The 20,821-nt window shown below is 62.8% G+C and carries 19 protein-coding genes; 9 read left to right on the plus strand and 10 right to left on the minus strand.

Going from position 1 to position 20,821, the window contains the following annotated elements; all coding sequences use genetic code 11:
* Positions 1–157: 157 nt before the first annotated feature.
* Together ACVWW6_RS34780 and ACVWW6_RS34785 are read right to left on the minus strand one after the other, a co-directional pair.
* The gene (locus tag ACVWW6_RS34780; protein WP_011086267.1) at positions 158–1,390 is read right to left on the minus strand and encodes an HlyD family secretion protein; all 1,233 of its coding nucleotides are present in this window, start codon (positions 1,388–1,390) and stop codon (positions 158–160) included.
* On the minus strand, positions 1,383–1,817 hold the full coding sequence (locus tag ACVWW6_RS34785) for a hypothetical protein (RefSeq protein WP_039185057.1): 435 nt from the start codon (positions 1,815–1,817) through the stop codon (positions 1,383–1,385). Before ACVWW6_RS34785 ends, ACVWW6_RS34780 begins: the two co-directional genes overlap by 8 nt.
* Positions 1,818–1,997: 180 nt before the next feature.
* Here ACVWW6_RS34785 and ACVWW6_RS34790 point away from each other — a divergent pair, with 180 nt between their 5' ends.
* A complete protein-coding gene (locus ACVWW6_RS34790) occupies positions 1,998–2,450 on the plus strand; it encodes a hypothetical protein (protein WP_011086265.1) in 453 nt (150 codons plus the stop codon).
* Positions 2,451–2,492: 42 nt separating this feature from the next.
* Positions 2,493–3,293 (plus strand): polyphosphate kinase 2, encoded by an 801-nt coding sequence (gene ppk2, locus ACVWW6_RS34795; RefSeq protein ID WP_011086264.1) that lies wholly within the window; start codon positions 2,493–2,495, stop codon positions 3,291–3,293.
* 84 nt (positions 3,294–3,377) lie between these two features.
* On the opposite strand, the gene ACVWW6_RS34800 is transcribed toward ppk2, so the two are convergent.
* The 3 genes from ACVWW6_RS34800 to aspD all read right to left on the minus strand — a co-directional run bounded on the left by ACVWW6_RS34800 (position 3,378) and on the right by aspD (position 6,137).
* Positions 3,378–3,833, minus strand: coding sequence for a hypothetical protein (locus ACVWW6_RS34800; protein ID WP_456682270.1), 456 nt, complete (start codon positions 3,831–3,833; stop codon positions 3,378–3,380).
* Positions 3,834–4,014: 181 nt separating this feature from the next.
* Positions 4,015–4,449 (minus strand): hypothetical protein, encoded by a 435-nt coding sequence (locus tag ACVWW6_RS34805; RefSeq protein ID WP_011086262.1) that lies wholly within the window; start codon positions 4,447–4,449, stop codon positions 4,015–4,017.
* Between the two features lie 68 nt (positions 4,450–4,517).
* On the minus strand, positions 4,518–6,137 hold the full coding sequence (gene aspD / locus ACVWW6_RS34810; protein ID WP_304552288.1) for an aspartate 4-decarboxylase: 1,620 nt from the start codon (positions 6,135–6,137) through the stop codon (positions 4,518–4,520).
* A gap of 346 nt (positions 6,138–6,483) precedes the next feature.
* Here aspD and aspT point away from each other — a divergent pair, with 346 nt between their 5' ends.
* Genes aspT through ACVWW6_RS34825 form a run of 3 tightly spaced genes read left to right on the plus strand, consistent with a single transcriptional unit; the run spans position 6,484 to position 9,903 of the window.
* A complete protein-coding gene (gene aspT, locus ACVWW6_RS34815; RefSeq protein ID WP_456682271.1) occupies positions 6,484–8,175 on the plus strand; it encodes an aspartate-alanine antiporter in 1,692 nt (563 codons plus the stop codon).
* 33 nt (positions 8,176–8,208) lie between these two features.
* Positions 8,209–9,762: an aspartate-alanine antiporter-like transporter gene (locus ACVWW6_RS34820; RefSeq protein WP_456682272.1), complete on the plus strand. Its 1,554-nt coding sequence runs from the start codon at positions 8,209–8,211 to the stop codon at positions 9,760–9,762.
* 15 nt (positions 9,763–9,777) lie between these two features.
* Entirely contained in the window at positions 9,778–9,903 is a 126-nt protein-coding gene (locus ACVWW6_RS34825; protein ID WP_404522930.1) for a hypothetical protein, read from the plus strand.
* Positions 9,904–9,918: 15 nt separating this feature from the next.
* On the opposite strand, the gene ACVWW6_RS34830 is transcribed toward ACVWW6_RS34825, so the two are convergent.
* The 3 genes from ACVWW6_RS34830 to ACVWW6_RS34840 all read right to left on the minus strand — a co-directional run bounded on the left by ACVWW6_RS34830 (position 9,919) and on the right by ACVWW6_RS34840 (position 15,241).
* Positions 9,919–12,672: a decarboxylase gene (locus ACVWW6_RS34830; RefSeq protein ID WP_456682273.1), complete on the minus strand. Its 2,754-nt coding sequence runs from the start codon at positions 12,670–12,672 to the stop codon at positions 9,919–9,921.
* 197 nt (positions 12,673–12,869) lie between these two features.
* The gene (locus tag ACVWW6_RS34835; protein ID WP_456682274.1) at positions 12,870–14,561 is read right to left on the minus strand and encodes a SulP family inorganic anion transporter; all 1,692 of its coding nucleotides are present in this window, start codon (positions 14,559–14,561) and stop codon (positions 12,870–12,872) included.
* The gene (locus ACVWW6_RS34840) at positions 14,558–15,241 is read right to left on the minus strand and encodes a YoaK family protein (protein WP_456682275.1); all 684 of its coding nucleotides are present in this window, start codon (positions 15,239–15,241) and stop codon (positions 14,558–14,560) included. Before ACVWW6_RS34840 ends, ACVWW6_RS34835 begins: the two co-directional genes overlap by 4 nt.
* Positions 15,242–15,384: 143 nt before the next feature.
* Here ACVWW6_RS34840 and ACVWW6_RS34845 point away from each other — a divergent pair, with 143 nt between their 5' ends.
* Genes ACVWW6_RS34845 through ACVWW6_RS34855 form a run of 3 tightly spaced genes read left to right on the plus strand, consistent with a single transcriptional unit; the run spans position 15,385 to position 18,587 of the window.
* Positions 15,385–17,073, plus strand: a complete 1,689-nt coding sequence (locus ACVWW6_RS34845) for an aspartate:alanine exchanger family transporter (RefSeq protein ID WP_028171960.1) — start codon at positions 15,385–15,387, stop codon at positions 17,071–17,073.
* An 11-nt stretch (positions 17,074–17,084) separates the two neighbouring features.
* Positions 17,085–17,978 carry an alpha/beta hydrolase family protein gene (locus ACVWW6_RS34850; RefSeq protein WP_456682276.1) on the plus strand — a complete coding sequence of 298 codons (894 nt, stop codon included), beginning with the start codon at positions 17,085–17,087 and terminating at the stop codon, positions 17,976–17,978.
* Between the two features lie 30 nt (positions 17,979–18,008).
* Entirely contained in the window at positions 18,009–18,587 is a 579-nt protein-coding gene (locus ACVWW6_RS34855; protein ID WP_456682277.1) for an invasion associated locus B family protein, read from the plus strand.
* A gap of 21 nt (positions 18,588–18,608) precedes the next feature.
* Here the strand turns inward: ACVWW6_RS34855 and ACVWW6_RS34860 are convergent, their stop codons facing one another.
* The gene (locus ACVWW6_RS34860) at positions 18,609–19,115 is read right to left on the minus strand and encodes a response regulator transcription factor (protein WP_011086252.1); all 507 of its coding nucleotides are present in this window, start codon (positions 19,113–19,115) and stop codon (positions 18,609–18,611) included.
* A 46-nt stretch (positions 19,116–19,161) separates the two neighbouring features.
* Positions 19,162–19,794: a response regulator transcription factor gene (locus ACVWW6_RS34865; protein ID WP_162185827.1), complete on the minus strand. Its 633-nt coding sequence runs from the start codon at positions 19,792–19,794 to the stop codon at positions 19,162–19,164.
* Between the two features lie 326 nt (positions 19,795–20,120).
* On the opposite strand from ACVWW6_RS34865, the gene ACVWW6_RS34870 reads away from it, so the two are divergent.
* Complete coding sequence (locus ACVWW6_RS34870; RefSeq protein ID WP_304552281.1) at positions 20,121–20,804, plus strand: helix-turn-helix domain-containing protein; 684 nt, start codon at positions 20,121–20,123, stop codon at positions 20,802–20,804.
* Positions 20,805–20,821: the final 17 nt, after the last annotated feature.

The raw sequence follows: 20,821 nt of genomic DNA on the forward strand, positions 1-20,821 counted from the left end.
GCGGCAAGGGCGAGTGCCGCGGACGCGCAAACGATGAATTTGCGCGACTGGGTCATTTCTTCGCTCCTGACGGTGTGCCCGGTGTAATTTCGTCGAAATCGGCCATGGCAGCGGAGTCAAGGTCGACCTTGCTGGCGCCCGCGGGGGGCTCGCCGCATCAATGTCCGCTCAGAACGAGCGTCTTGATCGGCAGCAGCAGCGCCTGGATACGTAGCAGCAGCGCGTGCACAAGGCCGACGCCATCAACCACATGCAGCGCGATCTTGCGGAAGGTGCCTGTGTCCTTTGCGCTGATCTCCTCGTGATTGCTGGTATAGGCGTTGACAATGCAGCTGCTGCCCGCCGTCACGCCGTCAAGGCCGCCGTTGTAGAGCGGCTCGAGATAAACCAGGATGGTGCCGGGCCGCGCGATGTTCTGCGGATCGATCAACTGTTCGCCGGAGCGGAACTGTCCGGCCGCGATGTAGTCCTGCACCGTCGTCACAACCATCGGGATGATCACCCAGGGCTTCGAAATGCAGGTGGCTTCGGCGAGCATGCCTTCCTTCATCACCTGCGCCTCGATCTGGCCGAAGCCCGCCTGTAGGGCCCCGCGGCCGGCGCCTTCCGGGATCAGCACGCCGGCCGGCCGCATCAACTGGTTGACGACGTCGCCGGTGCGGACCAGGAACTGCTCGACACGGCCGTCTACGCCGGCGCGAACGACGGTTTTGTCGAGATCGACCTGGGCCTGAGCCAACGCCGCTTCGGCGCTCGCCTTCTGCGCCGGAATGAGCGTCGAGACCTGCAAGGCCGCCGATTGCTTTACGGCTGTCGCCGCGTCAACGCCGGCCTGGCGCTGATCGACCAGCACCTGAAGCTTCTCGATGTCGCGCTGCGGCACGATGCCGGGATTGCGGCGCTGAAGGTCGGACTTGGTGTCGAGCTCATCCCTGGCTTGCTGATAATTGGCTTTGGCCTCCTGGATCTGAGCTTCGGCCCTGACCACGTCGGATTGCGCCGCCAACATGGACGCTTCGACCTCGGCGACCTTGCGCGCGGCGGTCTCGAACGCGGCCCGCTGCCTGGAGCTGTCGAGCGTAAACAGCACGTCACCCTGCTTCACCGGTTCGCTGAAACCAACCTTGACCTCGGCCACCCGCCCCGCCCCTTCGGGCAGGATCGGCACGGTGCGGAAATAGAGCGCGGCCGACGTGGTGGAAGGATGGAAGTAGAAGATCATGGTGATGAGCGACACCGTCAGCATCAGGCAGCCCGTGATGCCCCATCTCAGCTCGTACCAGATTGAGAAGAAGGTGATCTCCTTGCCGAAGCGCTTGCCCTGGGCATAGCGGCGGTAGAGATAGTCGGGCAGGATCGTTAGGAGAGAGCAGAACATGAGCTCAAACATGGCTGTGCTCCTTCTCCTTCGCGGGACCGGATTTCCCCGTCGGCGGTATACCGGCCCCGGCGTCCGATCGGGACTCGGCCACCACGTCGCCTGCTTCGCTCGGCGTTGCGTCAGCAATCCTCTCAACGGAGCCGGCAATGCTGCGCAGCGGCGTGCCGAAATCGGGGAGATCAATCAGCGCAAGCAACAGGCCCGCCACCCAGAAGATATGCATATGGGTAAAGAGCGAGATCAGGCCGAGCACGGCTACGAATTCGAATTGCAGCTTCTGTGACTTGTGCGCCATCCGCTCGGGCAGGCTGTGCAGTTTCCAATAAAGCGTGCCAACCCAGAGCACGGTACCGATCAGGAAGATGCCCATCACGACCATCAGCGTGTCCACCCCGCTTCCCGGCGCGAGATAGAACGGCAGATGATGCGGGGCCATCGGATGAAGCTGCTCGCTCAACGGTCTCTCCCTTTCGGCCCGCGTGTTCACGTCAATGCGGCGAATGCAGTGTCGGTACCGGGTCTCGCAATTGCTTGATCTGAATCAACGGACCTGGAGCGGCCCTACCTAGCCTCGCCTGAAAGCCGACGCGCAACAGCCCAACAGGAGCCGCCCGCCATGCCCGGCATCGATGACCTCATCCCCAGTGCCACGCAGATCCGCAAGGAAGCAGCCCTCAAGGAGGCCGAGAAGGCGGACGAATATGCGCGGCTTGCCGCCGCCGCCGAAGCCGAGAAACGGGCCCTGATTGAACGCCTCAGCAAGCCTTCTGGCAAGACCGAAGAGGAGAAGGTCAAGCTCGCCTCGACCATCATCCAGCGTGCGGTGCGAAATGGCTTGACCGAGGTTCAGGTCTATCGCTTCCCCAACACGCTATGCACCGACAAGGGCCGCGCCATCAATCAGATGGAGAAGGGCTGGGAAAGCACGTTGACCGGCATCCCGAAGGAAATCTTCCAACTCTGGACCGACCATCTGAAGCCACGCGGCTATCGCATCGCCTACCAGATCATCGATTTTCCCGGCGGCGTGCCGGGGGACATCGGCATCACGATTTCCTGGGGTGATTGAGCGCGGGACCGCCAGCTGAGACCTGACGGCGAAAGGGCGAGCATGGCCAAGGACAAGCCTGCCGAGCGGATGAAGCGCAAGGACTACGAGAAGGAATTGGAGAAGCTCCAGGTCGAGCTGTGTCATCTCCAGGACTATGTCCGAGCGAACAAGCTACGGGTCATCATCCTGTTCGAAGGCCGCGACGCCGCCGGCAAGGGCGGTACGATCAAGGCCATCACCGAAAAAGTCAGCCCGCGCGTGTTCCGCGTGGTTGCATTGCCGGCGCCATCCGACCGAGAGAAGACGCAGCTCTTCTTCCAGCGCTACATGCAGCAGTTTCCCGCCGGCGGCGAGATCGTGATCTTCGACCGGAGCTGGTACAACCGCGCCGGCGTCGAGTATGTGATGGGGTTCTGTACGCCCGCCGAGCACGAGCGCTTTCTCTCGCTCTGTCCGCAGATGGAGAAATACGTCATCGACGGCGGCATCATCCTGATCAAGATCTGGCTGGAAGTGGGGATGGACGAGCAGGAGCGCCGTTTCAGGGCCCGCATCGACGATCCGGTGCGGCAATGGAAGTTGAGCCCGATGGATCTGGAATCCTATCGGCGCTGGTACGACTATTCGCGGGCCCGCGACTTGATGCTCAGGAAGACGAGCACCAAGCACGCGCCATGGTACATCATCCGCTCCGACGACAAACGCCGCGCAAGGCTGAATTGTATCGCACATGTGCTGAAGTCAATTCCCTGCAAGCGCATCAAGAAGGACAAGGTCAAATTGCCGAGGCGCTCGGACAAGGGCCGCTACAATGACCAGGCAAGCTTGCGCGGGATGAATTTCGTCGCTGAACGATATTGACGAGGATCGGGCCGCGCGATGATCGCTCGACGCCGGAACCCTCACCGCTGACGGACCACCGTCCCGACCGTCAGCAGCGCGTTCTCAGTATCGATACTGGTTAGGATACTGCGGACAGACCCAATTGCCGTAGGTGTCCTGATAACAGCCATTGTTGTAGTTGTTGTTGTAGTATCCATAGGCTCCGATTGCGGCGGCACCGTAGGCTGCGCCGCGGTAGCCGTAGCGGGGATAACCGGCGACCGGGCGGCCTGGCCGACCGGCAACGGGGTAACCTGGACGGCCCGGACGACCGGCGATCGGATGGCTCGGTCGTGGGCCTCCGACGCGATAGCCGCGCCCGCCACCGCCGTGGATCCGTCCGGCGTGAACCGCGCCGCCACGATAGCCGCCACCGTGAAAGCCCCCGGCCCGCATGCCTCCTCCACCGCCGCGATAACCGCCACCACCGCCGCCACGACGGGCGTAGGCATCATCGGGGATGAGAGTAGCGGTGAGAAGAACGAACGCCGCAACAGCTGCGAGAAGATAACGAAGCATGGCTAGTCCTCCCTCGATATTAGGGTGCCGTGATCCGCCCTTCGACGATGCCTCGCGAAATCGCGGACGGCACCCAATGGCAATATGTCCGGCGACTCCCTGGCTCGACCTCGATCAGGAGGGACGCCGCCCCTCGACCGCGCGCATCGCGCCGCGCTGAGGCGGCCCGATCGCTTCGCGTCTATTTCAAACGTATGGTCACACCACCCACGGCAGCCGACACTTCGGCGCCGACCTTCGGACCGCTGAGCTGCAGGATCACGCCGTTGGCATTCTGCAGTTGAACGGCTCCCGCACCCGCCGCAATGGCGCCGCCCGCTCCGCCCACCGCGTAGGAGCCCTCGATGGATGCCGGTCCCCTCAAATTGAGGGCGCGGCCAACCAGCTTGGTGGTCGAGGCACCGATCGTGAAGCCGACGCTCATGCCGGATACGGTAAAGGGATATTTCTTACCCCGAAGGAGCAGAACACCTTCGCCACCGCCGACGCCGACGATGAAGCCGCCCTTGGTGAACACGACTGCCACCTGTCCGGTCTCGGCACGCGACGGCGTGCTGAAGCCGGCAACGGCGGCGGACGCAGCAATCAAGACGGCGGCGATGGCAGTGTATCTCATGACTTTCGTTCCCCTTTGGCTTGATATCGGAGTGATCCGGATCGACCGGCACCCCCATTGGTTCGCCGTTACTTCGAGCCGGCCTTGGCCGCCTCGTAGGCGTCCCGATAGCCACGCGCAATGCTACGAACACCCCGTCCGATATCGTCGTAGACATCGTCCGGAAGGTTTGCCAGCGACACACGCAGCGACCATTCGGGGGCATCGAAGCCGCCGCCGTTCAAGAGCACGATCCCGTGGGCTTCCGCCAAGCGGAACGCGAGATCGAGCGGGTGGATGTGCTTCTTCAGATAGTCGACGGCTTCGTCTCCGATGTTCTTCCGCGCCCAGAACTCGAAATCGATCAGGCCGTAATAGGCGTCGTAGTTCGGATTGGGCGACAGCTTGTCGGCAAGCCCGAGGCCGTCGAGCAGCGCCCACAGGCGCTTGTTGACGATCTCCATGCAGGCGGCCTGATAGGCCTTCTTCGCGTCCATCATCTCCGCGAGAGAGAACAGGCTCATCATCACCTGCTGCGGCAGCGACAGGCCGGCCGTGTGATTGAGCGCGACGTCGCGACTGTCGGCAACGATGCGATCGATGAATTTCAGCTTGCGCGGCTCCAGCGTCAGCGGCCCGTAGCGTTTGTCGAGCGCCTTCACGGCGTCGTCGGGCAGCTTCGCGATCATCTTGTCGAAGATGTTGTCCTCATGAATGGCGATGGCGCCGAGACGCCACCCGGTGCAGCCGAAATATTTCGAATAGGAATAGACACCGATGGTGTTGAGCGGGAGCTCGCCCAGCAGGGAGCGGAAGCCATGGACGAAGGTCCCGTAGACGTCATCAGTGAGCAGCATCAGGTCGGGTCGCTTGGTCCTGACCAGGTTGCCGAGCTTGGCGATGGTCTCCGGGCTGACCCCCATCCCGGAGGGATTGGCGGGATTGACAATGAAGAAGGCCTTGATCTTCGGGTCCTCCAGCTTCTTGATCTCATCGTCGGTGAACTGGAATTTGTTTTCCTGCGGCGCCCTGATCTGGACGACCTTGAGGTCGTAATCCTCCAGATGCGTCATCTCGATGTAGGGGGTGAAGATCGGCGTTCCCAGCGCGATGGTGTCGCCGGGAAGCAGCAGGCGGTTGGCCTTCAGCGACTTGAAGAGGTAGCACATCGCCGCCGTGCCGCCCTCGACCGCATAGATGTCGAACTTGCCGGCCGGCCGCGGCTCACCGCAAACCGCCCACATCAGATATTCGTGCACGATCTTTTCGTTGTGCACCAGCATGCGGTCCGGCACCGGATAGTTGTCGCCGATGATGGAATCGACGAGTTCGTGGACGAAGGCGTCCGGCTCGAAGCCGAATTTCTTGACGGCAAAGGGCAGCATGTCCGACAGGAAGCTCGCGCCTGGCATGTCGGAATGCTTGGCGAGCCAGGCCTCGTAGCGTGCCGCAATGCCCTTCGCCTGCGGCATGCCGCCAATCCCGGCCGGGTGCTCCATGACCCGCTTGCTTTCGGTGATCGCGAACTGGCCCAGCAGGAAAAAACCTTCGCGCGGTGTGGTGGCCACCCAGTTCGGATTGCCGCGGCCGGCGTTCAGGAACGCGGCCTGAGTCCGTTTCGATGTCGCCTTGGCGAGATTGATCAGCTCGTCCTTGATCTCGAACGGGCTCAGCGCCTCGAATTTCTTCAGGGTCATGATGTCGGCCATGTGACGCTCCCGAGCTGTGCGAGCTGTTGAAACGAGGTGGACCAGGCTCCCCTTACCTGCGAGTTCGCGCTCAGGATGATCGGCGTCGGGTGACCTCCATTGATCTACCTCAACGTCCGGGCAACGAGAGCGCTCCGGATCGCCGCCACGTCGCAACGCAGCAGGATGATTTCGCCGGCGGTATCGCAGGTGCCACGAGGCCCAGCGCGCTTGACATAGATCAACATGACCCGTTCGGGCGGGTCGCTTCATCCAGATCGATACGGCTTCAGCTCTCGTCGTCGGCTCTTCGATCCGCGCCGAAGCGAAGCGGCCGCGCGAGCCGACGGCATGAATGGGTGACATCATGATTGACTGGTTCTTTCATACGCTCAAAAGCTATCCGGAAATCGCGATCTTCCTGTCCTTGGCCTTGGGCTACTATTTCGGCTCCTTCACCTACAAGGGCCTGGGACTGGGGGCCGTCACCGCGACGCTGATTGCCGCTGTTATCATCGGCCAGATCGGGATCACGATTACAGGCCCGCTCAAGCCGTTCTTCTTCCTGATGTTCCTGTTTGCCATCGGCTACGCAGTCGGGCCGCAATTCGTGCGCGGCATCGCGCAGGACGGCGTTCCTCAGGCGATCTTCGCCGCCGTCGTGTGCGTGTTCTGCCTTCTCGCCCCGTATGTCGCGGCGAAGATTGCCGGTTACGATGTCGGTTCGGCCGCGGGACTTTATGCCGGCTCCCAGACGATTTCGGCGTCCATGGGTCTCGCCACCGACGCCATCAACCGGCTCGGGCTGTCGCCGGAAGAGACGAAGAAAATCCTCGACGGGATGCCCGTCGCCTACGCCGTCACCTATATCTTCGGCACCGTCGGATCCGCGATCGTTCTCGCTCTGCTTGGCCCGGCCCTGCTCGGCATCGATCTCGAGGCGGCGTGCAAAAGATATGAGGAGGAGTACGGCGGCAAGAAGCAGTTGGGCGGCCCAGGCACCGCGTGGCACCAGTTCGACGTCCGTGCATTTCGCGTTCGCGAGCGCGGGCCGGCGGTGGGGAAGACGGTGCAGGAGGCCGAAGCGCTGATCCCGGATCAACGGGTGTTCATCCTGCGGCTGCGACAGGAGGGGAAGATCGTCGATGCCACCTCTGATGCCGTGATTCACGCCGGCGACGTCGTGGCGGTGGCAGGCCGGCGCGACGTGCTGGTCCAGCTCATCGGCGAACAGGCGGAGGAAGTCGACGATCGCGAGCTGCTCGCGATGCCGATCGAAGGCGTCGATGTCTACGTGACCAGCAAGGACGTCGACAGCAAGACGCTCGAGCAGCTGGCGAAGGCCCCGGCGGCGCGCGGCGTGTTCCTGCGCAAGATCACGAGGGGCGCGATCGCGGTCGAGATCCCCATCCTTCCCAACACCAAGCTGAATCGGGGCGACATCGTCACCATTGTTGGACGCACGCCCGATGTCGCAGCCGCGACAAAGATGCTTGGCCGGCCGGATCGGGCAACCGATATGGCCGACGTTGCCTTCATCGGCGCTGCTATTGCCATCGGCGCGTTGGTCGGCGCGATCGTTTACAAGATCGGTAGCGTGCCGCTGACGCTATCCACCTCCGGCGGAGCGCTGATCTCGGGCCTGTTCTTCGGCTGGCTGCGGTCGGTGCGGCCGACCTTCGGCCGGATTCCCTCGCCGACTGTCTGGTTCATGAACTCCGTCGGCCTGAACGTTTTCATTGCCATAGTTGGTATCTCATCGGGACCGGGCTTCGTTGCCGGCCTGAAGGCGCTCGGCTTCGGCCTGTTCCTGTGGGGCGTCGTGGCGACGACCGCGCCGCTGATCCTCGCAATGTATGTCGGCAAATACGTGTTCCGCTTCCATGACGCCATCGTGCTTGGATGCTGTTCCGGTGCGCGGACCACGACTGCCTCGCTCGGTATGGTCAACGATCGCGCCAAGAGCCAGATTCCGGGTCTTGGCTATACCGTCACCTACGCGGTCGGAAACACGCTGCTGACGATCTGGGGCATGGTGCTCGTCATGCTGATGACGTAGAAATCCTGATGACGTAGAAATCGGCGGCCCGAGATGCTGACTTGGCTGGAACAGTTTCTCATCCGCTATCCGGAGCTCGCGCTGTTCCTGGTGATCGCCGCGGGCTACTGGATCGGAAGCTTCAAGATCGGCGCCTTCAGTCTGGGCCCGGTCACAGGCGCGTTGTTCGCTGGCCTCGTGGTCGGCGACTTCGCGCATGTGCCTGTTTCCAGCATGACCAAATCCTTCCTGTTTCTGCTGTTTCTGTTCGGCGTCGGCTATTCCGTCGGTCCGCAATTCGTGCAGGCGATGAAGCGCGACGGGCTGAAGCCGGTGCTGCTCGCCGTCGTCGTGTGCCTCACCGGCCTTGCGGCCGCAATCGCCGTGGGCAGGATACTCGGGCTCGATCCCGGCTTTGCGGCAGGGCTGATGTCGGGGTCGCTCAGCCAAAGCGCGGCGATGGGGACGGCGACCGACGCGGTCAACGGCCTCGCCGTGCCCGAGGCGCAGCGCGCCCTCTATATCTCGCACATCGCGGTAGCCGATGCGGTCTGCTACATCTTTGGCTATGCAGGCGTGATCATGTGGTGCACGGTGGTCGCACCGGCACTCCTGAAGATCGACCTGCGGGACGAGGCGCTCAAGCTCGAGCGGTCGCTGGGGATGAGCCGCGCCAAGCCCGGTCTGGCATCCGCGTGGCGAAAGTTCGAGCTGCGCGCCTATCGCCTCGACGAGCACTCTCCCCTCATCGGATCGACAGTTGCGGCCGCCGAGGCTCGCCTACCGGAGCATCGCCTGTTCATCCATCGGATCCGCCGTGGAGAACGCGTACTCCAAGCGGAGCCCGGCACCATCCTCGCGCCCGGCGACGTCATCACGATATCGGCGCCGCGCCAGATCATCGTGGAGCTGATCGGCTCCCGCGCCGAGGAGGTCGAAGACAGGGAACTGCTCGACATTCCCTTGATCTCCGCTGACGTGTTCCTGATCAACGCCAAGCTCGCGGGCATGAACCTGCAAGAGGCCTCGCAGCAGGACTGGACACACGGCCTCTATCTGCGCTCGTTGAGCCGGGGCGGCCAGGAACTTCCGATTGCTCCCGGCGTCGTCCTCCAGCGTGGCGACCTGCTGCGCATCGTCGGCCCCGAACCGGTTGTCGAGAACGCGGCGAAGAATATCGGCGTCATCGTTGCGCCCAGCAACAGCATCGATTTCGTGGTGCTGGGGCTTGCGATCTTCTTCGGCGGCGTTGTTGGCGTTCTCGTGAGCTTTCCCGTCGGCAGCATCAAGATCGCACTGAGCACGAGCGTCGGGACGCTGCTTGCCGGGCTTCTGGTCGGTCACCTCCGCACGCTCGATCCGCGCTTCGGACGAATCCCGGACGGCGCCATCAGCCTGATGACGTCGCTCGGACTGGCCGCGTTCGTCGGGCTCACCGGGATCCATGCCGGGCCGATCTTCCTCTCCGCCCTGCGAGACTCCGGCATCAGCCTGCTGCTCGGCGGCATGGTGGTGACCCTGCTGCCACAGATCGTCGGATTCTGCTTCGGTCATTTTGTCTTGCGCATGAATCCAATCCTTCTGCTCGGCGGTTTGACCGGGGCGTAGACGGTAACGGCGGCAATGGCGGCCCTCCAGGAGCGCTCGGGAAGCCCTGTGCCGGTGCTGGGCTACACCCCCGCCTATCCCATCGCGAACATCCTGCTCACGACCTGGGGATCGATCATGGTGGCCGTTTTCGCCACCTAAATGTTCTGTCCCCTGTTATGAGGCGGCCTTCAGCTTCGGCTGCGCGCCGGGTTTGGGCCTGCCGATCTTCGCCAAGGCCTCGGCCCGCACGAGCTTCAGGCCTTCCTTGGCGTCGTAGCCATGGATCTCCTTCACATCGAGCTTCCGCATGAAGTCGATGGTTTCCTGGGTGATGACCTGTCCCGGCACCATGATCGGGAAGCCCGGCGGATACGGGATCACGAAACTGGCCGAGACGAGGTCGGGACCGGCCTTCAGGCGCCGGTCGATCTCGGGGTCGGCGAGGCGAATGAATTCGCAACCAGCCGCGTCATAGGCCGCGTAGAAGCCGCTGCGGATATCGCCTTCGTTGGTCTTGGCGCCGGCGTCGCCGCGGAAGCTCTGGTGGAAGTGCGAGAAGTTCGGCAAGTCGGGCACGTCGGTCATCAAGCTCTTGACCCGCGCCTCGAAGGCCCTCTTCGCATTGGCTCCGCCCTGGGTCAGGCTACGGTCGACCTCGCCGGCGATCTCCGCCAGCACCCTGACGAGATGTGCCACGTCGCTGCGCGTGTTGTTGATGTTGGACTGGAGCAGCACCGAATTGCGCGAGGTCTTGTTGACCTGGATGTTGTAGTCGTTCGCGAGGATGCCCTTGAACTGCGTGCCGTCGAAGCCGGCTGTGCCGCACACCAGCGTCATGCGGGTTGGATCGAGGCAAAACTCGTCGTCGTCCAGGCTCTTAAGGGCACTCGCCCAGTTCGTGCCGGCCGCCAGATAATCGGTGAACCCGCTTTGGCGATATTGCGCCGGCACCATGGCGTCGGCACCGAGGATACGGAAATATTTCGAGATCAGCGGATTGGTGTTGACTGCCTGTCGGATGGCCAGCGCGATCTCGATCGCATTGGCCACGAGACCGTAACCCTCCAGCTCCATCTGGCGCCGCGAGACATCCAGGCTCGCGATCAGCTGCTGGTTCGGACTGGTGGAGGCGTGCGTGAACACGGCTTCCTTGAACTGCTGCTCGACCGTGTGGAATTCGACGTCCTTGACCGCCAGCATCGAGCCCTGCCGGATCGCCGACATCGACTTGTGGGTCGAATTGGTCTGGTACACGCGAAGGCGAATCTGACGTGGATCGGGGATCAGCCGGGTCTTGAGCAGCACCTGGTCCGAAGGACTCTTGCCGAGCTCGGCCTGCTGCGTCTCGTAGGCCGCGACCGATCTCGGATCGCGCATCCAGGCTTCGATCTCGCTAGCGGCGCCCATCGCGGTGCGCCGTCGCAGGAACGGCGAGAAGCGCGCGAAGCCGAACCAGGCCTCGTCCCACAGGAAGATCAGGTCGGGCTTGATGGCAAGGCACTCCTCCATCACCCGGCGGGTATTGTAGATGTGGCCGTCGAAAGTGCAGTTGGTCAGATCCAGCAGCTTGACGCGGTCGAGCCGGCCGTCGGCCCTAGCGCTCAACAAAGCCTGCTTGATGGTCTTCAGCGGCACGGCGCCGTACATCGAATATTCCGTCATAGGGAAGGCTTCGACATAGAGCGGCTGCGCGCCGGCCAGCACCATCCCGTAGTGATGCGATTTGTGGCAATTGCGATCGACGATGGCGATATCGCCCGGCCCGATCAGCGCCTGCACCGCCATCTTGTTCGACGTCGAGGTGCCATTGGTCACGAAGAATACGCGATCGGCGCCAAGCGCGCGCGCGGCCTTGTCCTGCGCCTTCTTGATGTTGCCGGTCGGCTCCAACAGGCTGTCCAGGCCGCCGGTGGTTGCGCTACTTTCGGCCAGGAACAGGTTCAGGCCGTAGAACTCGCCCATGTCGCGGATCCAGTCCGACTTGAAGACCGATTTGCCGCGCGCGATCGGCAGCGCATGGAACGTTCCGATCGGACGCTGCGCATATTTCTTCAGATTGTCGAAGAACGGCGTGTCGTAGCGATCCTGCACGCCTTCAAGGATCGAGAGATGCAGCTCAAGCAGTTCCTCGACCGAATAGAAGATCCGGCGGACGACATCGGCCTCGGGATTTCCGGCCATCTCCTCTACGTTGCGATTGGACATCAGATAGAGGTCAAGCTCGGGGCGGACGTGCTTGATGATATGGGCGAGCCGCAGCGCCGAAGCGTCGGACTCGTCCTTCAATCCCGCCGACGAAGTCAGGGGGCGGAGCACGGGCGCGTCGTGACGTGAGCGTAGCGCGAAGCCTTCGTTGATGACGACGGCTGCGAGGTTCGGGTTCAGGATCGTGGCGCAGAAGGCGTCCTCGAGGCTGCCGACGATAACCGGCTCGTAGACAAACTGATCAACCGGACGCCGAAGCTTGCGCCATTCGTTGGCGAGTGCGGGCCAACTGCCGGACGTGAGGCCGGTGACGATCAGCGTCTCGAAATAGGGACGGCGCGCCGCGTGCGGACCGAACATCTGCGGCACCAGATCGGGCGTCTCGCCGTTGCCTTCGTCATTCGTATTCCAGTCGCCCGCATGCTGACGGAAGGATCTCGTCGTCAGGGCCTGCGTCAACCGCGTGGCGAGCGCCAGCGAAGTTGCCGCATCGCCAGTCGTGGCTGCCTCCCGCAAGGCTGCCATGAGCTGCAGGCCAGGATAGCCGTGAAATTCCTCCGTCACGAAGAGATCGGCCAGCGCAGCGTCATACTTCGCACGGTCTCCGCCGCGGGACCATGCTTTGGCCGCGTCGACCAGATCGCGCCAATTGTCCGCCCGTCCGCCGGGCCCGGAGAAGAACTGATCGATGCGCTGCTGCGCAGGCTTGGCGTCCTTGGGCATGTCTCTCCCCATTTTTGGCGGCTCTTGAGGCGAAGGTGATGACGGATCGTGGGTATCGCGCGGGAGAGCTCCATTGATCCAAGTCAACGGTCGCGCATGAAATCAGTCGGCCTGCGAGCAGCGTGCACGCTTCGCGATGCAACACGGACGCGCGACTGAACGAAAGTCGCGCCGGAGATCGGCAAATGTCCCGGGCGCTATCTGGCCTGGTTGTCGCCGAGCACGTTGTCGAGCGAACGCAACCATTGCCCGCTGTCGGTCCTCTCGGCGAGCCCCTCGGCGCGCAGCAAATCGCGCAATTGCGCATGCGCGCCGGCGATGCAGAACGCGACATGGCGTGACGCAAGTTCGTCGTGGAGATTCCGGAGCATATGCGCGCCGGCCAGATCGATGTAGGGCGACGCCGAGAGGTCGCAGGCAACGAGCCTGACATCCGACGACCTCTGGAGCGCATTCAGAACGACCTCCAGGATCATCTCGGCATTAATATAGAGCAGCGAGGCTTCGGGGCGGAACGCGATGATTCCAACCAGCGGCTCCACGTCCTCGTGCCTGGCGCTGTCGGAATACCGGCCACTGCCCGGGAGCCTGCCGAGAAATGCCACATTCGGCTGTGACGCGCGCGCCAGCAGCAGGAAGATGGAGGCGATCGACGCCAGCAGGACACCTTGCAGGATGCCGAGCAGCAGGACGGATACCAATGCGATCACCGCCGCGTAGAAATCGATGCGGCTGACGCGCCACATCCGCGCCAACGTACGGATGTCGACGAGCCGGTACACGGCGGCAAAGACGATGGCGGCCAGCACCGCCTTGGGCAGATTGGTCAGTAGCCCTGTGAAGAACAAGAGACACAGCGCCAGCGTCCCAGAGCAAATGACCAGCGCCACCGGTGTGCGGGCACCCGCGCTGTCGTTGACGGCGGATTGCGACAACCCGCCAGCCACAGGATAGCCATGACCGAAGGCCGTAGCGAGATTGGCCGCACCGAGGCCCAAGAACTCCTGCCTGACGTCAAGGCTGTCACCATGCTTGGCGGCGAAGCTCCGAGCCGCCGAAACACCCTCTATGTAGGCGAGCAGCACACATCCGGCGGCAAGCGGAAAGAGATCGTCGAACTCCAGCAGGCCGAACGTGGGCAAGCCAGGCACCGGCAGGCCCTGGGGGATTCTTCCCGTCACGGGCACGCCGAGAGCCGGCAGACCGAGCGCGGTTGCCACCGCGATCGCCAGCGCCACAACCGCGATCCCGACCGGCCTACCGGGGAGCAGCCGCTCGCCGGTCAGCAGAAGCAGGAATGCCACCAGACCGACGGCGAGCACCAGCGGATTCACGTCACCGAGCTGCCCGGCGAGCTCAATGCCGCGTTCGAAGAAGTCATGGCCTCCACCGGCAACACCGAACAGGCTCGGCAGCTGGCTCATGATGATGGTGAGCCCGGCGCCAGCCTTGAAGCCGACGAGAATGCTGTCGCTGACCAGACGGACGAGGACGCTGAGCTTGCACAGCCAGGCGATGAGGCACAACACCGCGACCGCGAAGGCAGCAAGACTTGCAATTTGCCCATAACGCACCGGATCGCCCGCGGCGAGCGGCCCTACCGTGCCCACGATCATCAGCGAGATTGCCGAAGTCGGGCCGACCGCAAGCTGGTGCGACGAGCCCAACAAGGCGTAACCGAAGCCGCCGAGCATGTAGCCGTAGATCCCAACCTGCGGCGGCAGCCCGGCCAGCGCGGCGTAGGCCAGCGATACCGGAATTGCGTAAGCGGCAAGCGTGACGCCGGCGACAGCATCCGATGGCAACCACGACCTGCGATAGGTCGCAAGCCAGCTCGACGGCGGAAAGTACCGCAACCAGCTCCCCTGCAGCCCAGACGGGGCGCTCATGCGCGGGCCTCGCTGCGATCCACCTCGCAGCGCAGCAACACGATCAGCAAGGCGATCACGGGCATGCCGAGCGCCAGGTTCGGGAAGGACTTTGTCGCGAAGGCCCCGACCGCCGCTCCCACGCCGAACATGACGCACAGCGCTGCAAACATGCCCGAGCGGCGAAGCGGTCCCGGCGGACCTCCGCCGACGACCGCCGCAAACGCACCCTCAATCGCCTGGCGCATGTTACCGGTGATCATCACCGAACTGTAGACCACGCCTTCGACCTTGGTGAAAATTGCGGTCGGCATCGCCGCGACAAAGGAAATGCCCGCCGTGCCAGCAAGATCGGGCAGCCGGTTGTGCAGGATTGCGATTGCGATCAGAAGCAGTATCTCGATCAGCGTGCTGATGACGCTGGCCCGATCTCCCGTCGCGTGGCGCAGCCATGCCGCAACCAAGACACCGATCGCAAATGACAGGATCGGCGGCACGAAATGGAGCGCCGCGGCCCAATTGCCCACCGAACCATAGACCCAGAGCAGGACAAGATTGGCGGTCTGGGCATTCGCCATGACGCCGTGGATCATCCATGTGTAGGCGTCGAGATAGCCGCCGGCGAAGGCGAGCAGCAGCGCGACCTCAAGCGTCTCATCGCGCCGCAACGATGCGCCCGTAGCTAGATCCAGAGTGCTCATGGCGCGGACTTCGGATGTCGCAGAACCTGCATCGGCCAAAAGACGCCGCAGCGAGGATAGCTTGGGATTGATCTAAATCAAGCAGTCGCCCGGTTCCCGGGCGCGAATTCGACGTCAATCATTGCGCCCGGGAATTTGCGATCATGGATACTGTCAGGTGGATCATTTCCACCGCTCCGGAGATCTTCCTGCTGCTTGCGGTTGCCATCGGCACCATGCTTGGACGCGTCAAGATCCACGGCTTCGCGATCGGCACCACGGCCTGCATCCTGATCGTGTCCGTCCTGATCGGACAACTCGGCACCTTTACGTTCCCCGCGCTGCTGAGGATCGTGCTGTTCAGTCTCTTCGTATTCACGATCGGTTACAAATCCGGACCGGAGTTTTTCGCCTCGTTGAGTGTCCGCACCCTGGCCCAAGTTGCCATGGCGCTCGTGCTCGGCGGGACTGGTCTCGTGATCGTGCTGGCCTTTGCGTTCGCCTTCAAGCTCGATCCCGGCACGGCATCCGGGCTTGCGGCTGGCGCGCTGACGCAGTCTTCCGTGATCGGCACGGCCTCGGGCGCGCTGGCGCAGCTCGGATTGCCGAAGACCGTGCTGGAGCAACAGGAAGCGAATATCGCAGCGGGATATGCCGTCACCTATGTGCTCGGCTACATTCTGACACTGCTCTACGTCCCCTTCGCGGCGCCGAAACTGATGGGGGTCAATCTCAAGGACGAGGCGAAAAAGCTGGAGGTCGAGCTTTCAGGTGGCGCGCCGCCGAAGACCGAGAACCTATCCTATCGCAAGTTCCAGGCTCGCGCCTATCGCGTCACGGCTGCGGCCGGCCGAACCGTCAAGGCGATCGAGGAGGACATCGGCAGCCGCACGGTGATCGAACGGATCGTGCGCCAGGGCGCCGATATCGAACCGCGTCTGGACACCGTGCTCGAGGCTGGCGACGACATCGTCATCGCCGGTCGAACTGCCGCCATTGTCGCCGCCAAGCCGATCATCGGCACCGAGATCGATGCCGACGAGATCCTGAAGGCGATCCCCGGCAATGTGCTTGACGTGCTGGTGGACAACCGCAACCTCCACGGCCGATCCATCCGGGATGTGGCCGATCGCATCGGCGGCGATGCACGCGGTGTGTTTTTGCGCGCCCTGACGCGGCATGGGCGCGAAGCCCCGCTGAGCGCGGACACGCGTGTCTATGTCGGTGACGTCATGACGCTGGTCGGCAGCACCCGCAACATCGAGCGCGCGGCGAAGCAGGTCGGGCAGATCGTGCGCTCCGGCGACCGTACTGACATTGCCTTCCTTGCGGCGGGTATTGCCGCCGGGCTGCTGGCCGGGCTCGTCAGCTTCAAGGTCGGCGGCATCGCGCTGACGCTCGGCGGCGGTGGCGGCGCACTGATCGCGGGTCTCCTCTGTGGCTGGCTGCGCTCGCGCCGGCCGACGATGGGCGCAATGCCGCCGGCCGCGCAGCAGACGCTGAGCGATCTCGGCCTCGGTGGATTCATCGCGGCGATCGGCCTGGCCAACGGTCACGCCGCCTGGGTCGCGATCCAGGCGCACGGCCTGTTGCTGGTCGGCATGGGCCTCGTGGTCACACTGGTGCCGCTGGTCGTCGCGACGCTGTTTGCCTATCACGTCCTGCGCATGAACCCGGTCATCACCTGTGGAGCCCTCGCCGGCGCCATGACGGTCGATGCAGCCGTGACCGGGGCTTGCGAGATCGCCGAGAGCCAGACGCCGGTGCTCGGCGTTGCCGTGCCTTACGCCGTCGGCAATGTGGTTCTGACCGTGCTCGGGCCGATTATCGTAGCCTGCACCTTTGTTGGCTGAGGGAGGACGAAATGCAGCCACGGACATGGATCCAGCCGCTACTGGTGGTCGTGCAGCTGCTTGCGTCCTCCTTGATTGCACCGTCATGGGCCGACAATGAGGCCGCGTCGCGCCGCATCCAGGAGGAAGTGTGGGCATTGCCGTTACCGTTGCCGATGTTCGCCTACGTCGTTCGACCCGTCGGCGATGGCCCGTTCCCGCTCGCAATCATGAACCACGGCGTATCGCTCGACCCTAGACAGCGCAGCTTCTTTCCACTCGTCGAGTTCCGCGACGCGGCGAAATGGTTCGCAAGGCGCGGCTACTTCGTGGTCGCTCCCCTCGGCACCGGTTACGGCGCCTCAGCCATCGATATTCCCGAACGCGGACTCTATGGACCGTTCTTTTCCAAGGTCGGCAAGTGCTCCAATCCCAATTTCCATGACGCCGGCCTCGCGGTGGCACAGGTCGACCTCTGGATCATCGATTTCCTGGCTGCCGAAAAACGCATCACACCGAAGGATGTCGTCGTTGTCGGTCAGTCTGCGGGCGGCTGGGCATCCATCGCGCTTTCCAGCATGAACCCGCCGCAGATCGGAGCGATCATCACCTTTGCCGCTGGCCGCGGTGGGCGTGTCGGCGGCAAGCCGAACAATAATTGCGCCCCGGATAAACTGGTCGAGGCGACGATGGATTTCGGTCGCACCTCCCGGGTGCCGATGCTGTGGATCTATATCGAAAATGACACGTTCTTCGGCCCCGCGTTGTCGAAGCGGATGCATGAGGCCTTCACCTCGGCCGGGGGCAAGGCGCAATACCATCTGGTTCCGCCGTTCGGCGATGAGGGGCATTTCTTCGTCGGCTCGCCGGATGCCATTCCGATCTGGTCGCCACTCGTGAGCAGATTTCTCGACGAGATCAAATAGACGACGCGCTCGATCTCCGGAGGCGACACAATGGCACGCTCACATCGTCAATCCATCCGGATGACACGCAATCACGCGACCGCGCAGTTCGCGCTTCTGCTGCTCGTCGCCACCACCACCACGCCGGCCTCCGCCGAGATTTCACCGCGGGGGCAGCGCATGGCGAATGATATCAAATACGGCGACTGGCGAAAACTATGCTTCAAGCCGGGCGGCGCCAAGACCGTGTGCCGGACCTCGATCACCGGCACGTTCGACACGGGGCAGACGGCGGTTCGGTTGGACTTGATCGAACGTGAGGGCGACCGCACGGCACGGCTCCAGATGTTCGTGCCGGTCGGCATGTTTGTCCAGGTGCCCGTCAAGCTCACGGTCGACAAAGGCAACACCTATGCCGTACCGTACACATGGTGCCTGAACAACGCCTGCATAGCCGCCGATGTGGCAAAACCCGGCCTGATAAGGGAGATGGAAACGGGCAAGACGCTCGCGCTGGAGGTTGTCGACCCCAACATGCTGTCGGTTACCGCCTCCCTGCCACTTGCTCAGTTCGCATCTGCTCACAAGGGGCCGCCGGCCCAAACGTTCGACCAGCAGATCGACGAATAGCGCGCAGCTGACTTGTCCAGCCTAGCTGCCCCAGGCTCTCTCCACACTCTCGATGAGCGAGGCCGCGGCAAAGGGCTTGGTCAAATAGGCGATGCATCCCGATGCAATTGCCGCCGCGCGGCTTTCGTGAGTGTCGTTGCCGGTGACAAAGACAATCGGAACCTGGACCTGCTGTTCCGCAAGCCAGCGTCGCAAATCAATTCCAGATTCTCCATCCAGATTGATATCCAGAATGATACAGAATGCCTGCTGAAAGTTGTCATGATTTACCAGCGCCTCGGCGGATTCGAACAGCTTTGCCTCGAAGCCGTGCTCCTGCAGCAGCCGCTTCATGCTCCTGCGCATGGAAGGGTCATCATCGACAACGAAAATGGACTTGCGGCGCTGCAAGTGGCTCAACTCCATACAGGGAAAGCTTGGCAGAACACGATGGACTTGCGTGAACGCGTCAAGCGCCTCGCGGTTCTTCGTCTCCCGGGGAGCCAACACGTCGGCTTGTTGAAATACCCCTCTCAGGGAGATTTCCATTGACCTTTGGTGCAAGTCACAGGGGAACCTGCGAATTAGTTATCGCCTAGCCGTGTGAGCCGCTCTCGGGATCCAGCATACCAAGCAGCTGCGCCGTTGAAACCAGTTCCGCGAGCGAGCTCACCTGCATCTTCTCCATCACCTGGTGTCGATGTGCTTTGACCGTGCGTTCGGTCGTTCCCAATTCATACGCGATCTGCTTGTTGATCTTCCCACGCACAATGAGGTCAAACACCTGCCGCTCGCGTGGCGTCAGCGACGCGACATGAGCGCGACGCGAATCGAGCCGGCTGCGCAGCCCGCGCGCGGTCTCCTGTTGTGACAAGGCCCGCTCGATCGCTTCAATCAGTTGCCCCGACGATACCGGCTTGGTCAAGAAATCCTCGGCGCCGGCCTTGATCGCCCGCACAGTCGTCGCGGTATCGGCGTGTCCGGTGAGAAACACGATCGGGACGGTCGATCCAAGCTCACTAAGACGTTTCTGTAGATCCGGTCCGCTCAGGCCCGGCATCTGCACATCGAGGAGGATGCAGCTCGGCAGCTCATCGCGGGGCAGATGATCGAGCAGGTCCTGCGAGGATGCATAGGTCGCGACGTCGTAGCCCGCAAGTTTAAGCCGACGCTCGATCGCTGTTCGAAACGAGGCATCGTCGTCGACCACGTGAACAAGGCCGGGCAATGGACCCTCTCTGCTTCCTGCAATCTGCTTTAACCGCTTACCTAACACCTGGATGGGCTAGAGCTCTAGCCATTCCGTTAATGCCGAAGGTTTCGCAGGCCGGAGTCTGTGGCGCGAAGCTTGATCCGACGCAGGAGCCCGCTCTTCTCATTCCGCGCACCCATCCCACCGACCTGTCCCTTGGTACAATGAACCATGAGACAATGGTGCAGAATACGGCGTTAGTCGTAAATCGGCCCGAGCGGGGTGCGACATCGGCGGCACATTTCCGTGGCGAAATATCAGCCTGGCAGACCAATTCAGCGATCAGTTGAGGAGTTGGGCCTATGTTCGTTCGCATCACGACAGACGCGTCTCCCCGCCCCAATTCGCTCAAAGACCTCGGCATGACGAGCGAGTCAAATCCAATCGTCAGTTTAAACGAATTTACATATAAAAAGGGCACGGAGATCTACGGCGAAAAGGAACCCGCAGATTACGTCTACCAGGTCAAGTCTGGTGCAGTGCGAAGCTATAAGCTCCTGTCGGACGGTCGCCGCCAGATCGGCGCTTTCCACCTCGCCGGAGACATTTTCGGACTTGAGAACGGCAACGAGCATCGGTTCACCGCCGAGGCGATCGTGGACACCACCGTCCGGCTGATCAAGCGGCAAAGCCTGGAACTGGTGGCGGAGAGCGACGCGATGGTCGCGCGCAACTTGCTCAGCATGACGACGAGCAATTTGCAGCACGCAGAGGATCACATGCTCCTGCTCGGCCGGAAGACGTCGCTGGAGCGCGTCGCCGCTTTCCTGCTCGAAATGGACAAGCGGCTCTCCGGGGTCCATGTCATGGCACTTCCGATGTCCCGGCGTGATATTGCCGATTACCTCGGCTTGACGCTGGAGACCGTCTCGCGGGCGATATCGCACCTTCATGATCTCGGCGTCCTCGGCTTCATCGGCAATACCCAGCGCCAGATCGTGCTGCTCAACCGGCAGCAGCTCGCCAGTCTCGACCTGCAACACTGAGCGTCTGAAAGCGAGCG

This window comes from Bradyrhizobium sp. USDA 3311, assembly GCF_054062495.1.

Bases quoted from the DNA above. Each gene is read 5' to 3' on its own strand.
- ACVWW6_RS34780 (WP_011086267.1), bottom strand. From the start codon at position 1,390: ATGTTTGAGCTCATGTTCTGCTCTCTCCTAACGATCCTGCCCGACTAT.
- ACVWW6_RS34785 (WP_039185057.1), bottom strand. From the start codon at position 1,817: ATGGCCCCGCATCATCTGCCGTTCTATCTCGCGCCGGGAAGCGGGGTG.
- ACVWW6_RS34790 (WP_011086265.1), top strand. From the start codon at position 1,998: ATGCCCGGCATCGATGACCTCATCCCCAGTGCCACGCAGATCCGCAAG.
- ppk2 (WP_011086264.1), top strand. From the start codon at position 2,493: ATGGCCAAGGACAAGCCTGCCGAGCGGATGAAGCGCAAGGACTACGAG.
- ACVWW6_RS34800 (WP_456682270.1), bottom strand. From the start codon at position 3,833: ATGCTTCGTTATCTTCTCGCAGCTGTTGCGGCGTTCGTTCTTCTCACC.
- ACVWW6_RS34805 (WP_011086262.1), bottom strand. From the start codon at position 4,449: ATGAGATACACTGCCATCGCCGCCGTCTTGATTGCTGCGTCCGCCGCC.
- aspD (WP_304552288.1), bottom strand. From the start codon at position 6,137: ATGGCCGACATCATGACCCTGAAGAAATTCGAGGCGCTGAGCCCGTTC.
- aspT (WP_456682271.1), top strand. From the start codon at position 6,484: ATGATTGACTGGTTCTTTCATACGCTCAAAAGCTATCCGGAAATCGCG.
- ACVWW6_RS34820 (WP_456682272.1), top strand. From the start codon at position 8,209: ATGCTGACTTGGCTGGAACAGTTTCTCATCCGCTATCCGGAGCTCGCG.
- ACVWW6_RS34825 (WP_404522930.1), top strand. From the start codon at position 9,778: ATGGCGGCCCTCCAGGAGCGCTCGGGAAGCCCTGTGCCGGTGCTGGGC.
- ACVWW6_RS34830 (WP_456682273.1), bottom strand. From the start codon at position 12,672: ATGCCCAAGGACGCCAAGCCTGCGCAGCAGCGCATCGATCAGTTCTTC.
- ACVWW6_RS34835 (WP_456682274.1), bottom strand. From the start codon at position 14,561: ATGAGCGCCCCGTCTGGGCTGCAGGGGAGCTGGTTGCGGTACTTTCCG.
- ACVWW6_RS34840 (WP_456682275.1), bottom strand. From the start codon at position 15,241: ATGAGCACTCTGGATCTAGCTACGGGCGCATCGTTGCGGCGCGATGAG.
- ACVWW6_RS34845 (WP_028171960.1), top strand. From the start codon at position 15,385: ATGGATACTGTCAGGTGGATCATTTCCACCGCTCCGGAGATCTTCCTG.
- ACVWW6_RS34850 (WP_456682276.1), top strand. From the start codon at position 17,085: ATGCAGCCACGGACATGGATCCAGCCGCTACTGGTGGTCGTGCAGCTG.
- ACVWW6_RS34855 (WP_456682277.1), top strand. From the start codon at position 18,009: ATGGCACGCTCACATCGTCAATCCATCCGGATGACACGCAATCACGCG.
- ACVWW6_RS34860 (WP_011086252.1), bottom strand. From the start codon at position 19,115: ATGGAAATCTCCCTGAGAGGGGTATTTCAACAAGCCGACGTGTTGGCT.
- ACVWW6_RS34870 (WP_304552281.1), top strand. From the start codon at position 20,121: ATGTTCGTTCGCATCACGACAGACGCGTCTCCCCGCCCCAATTCGCTC.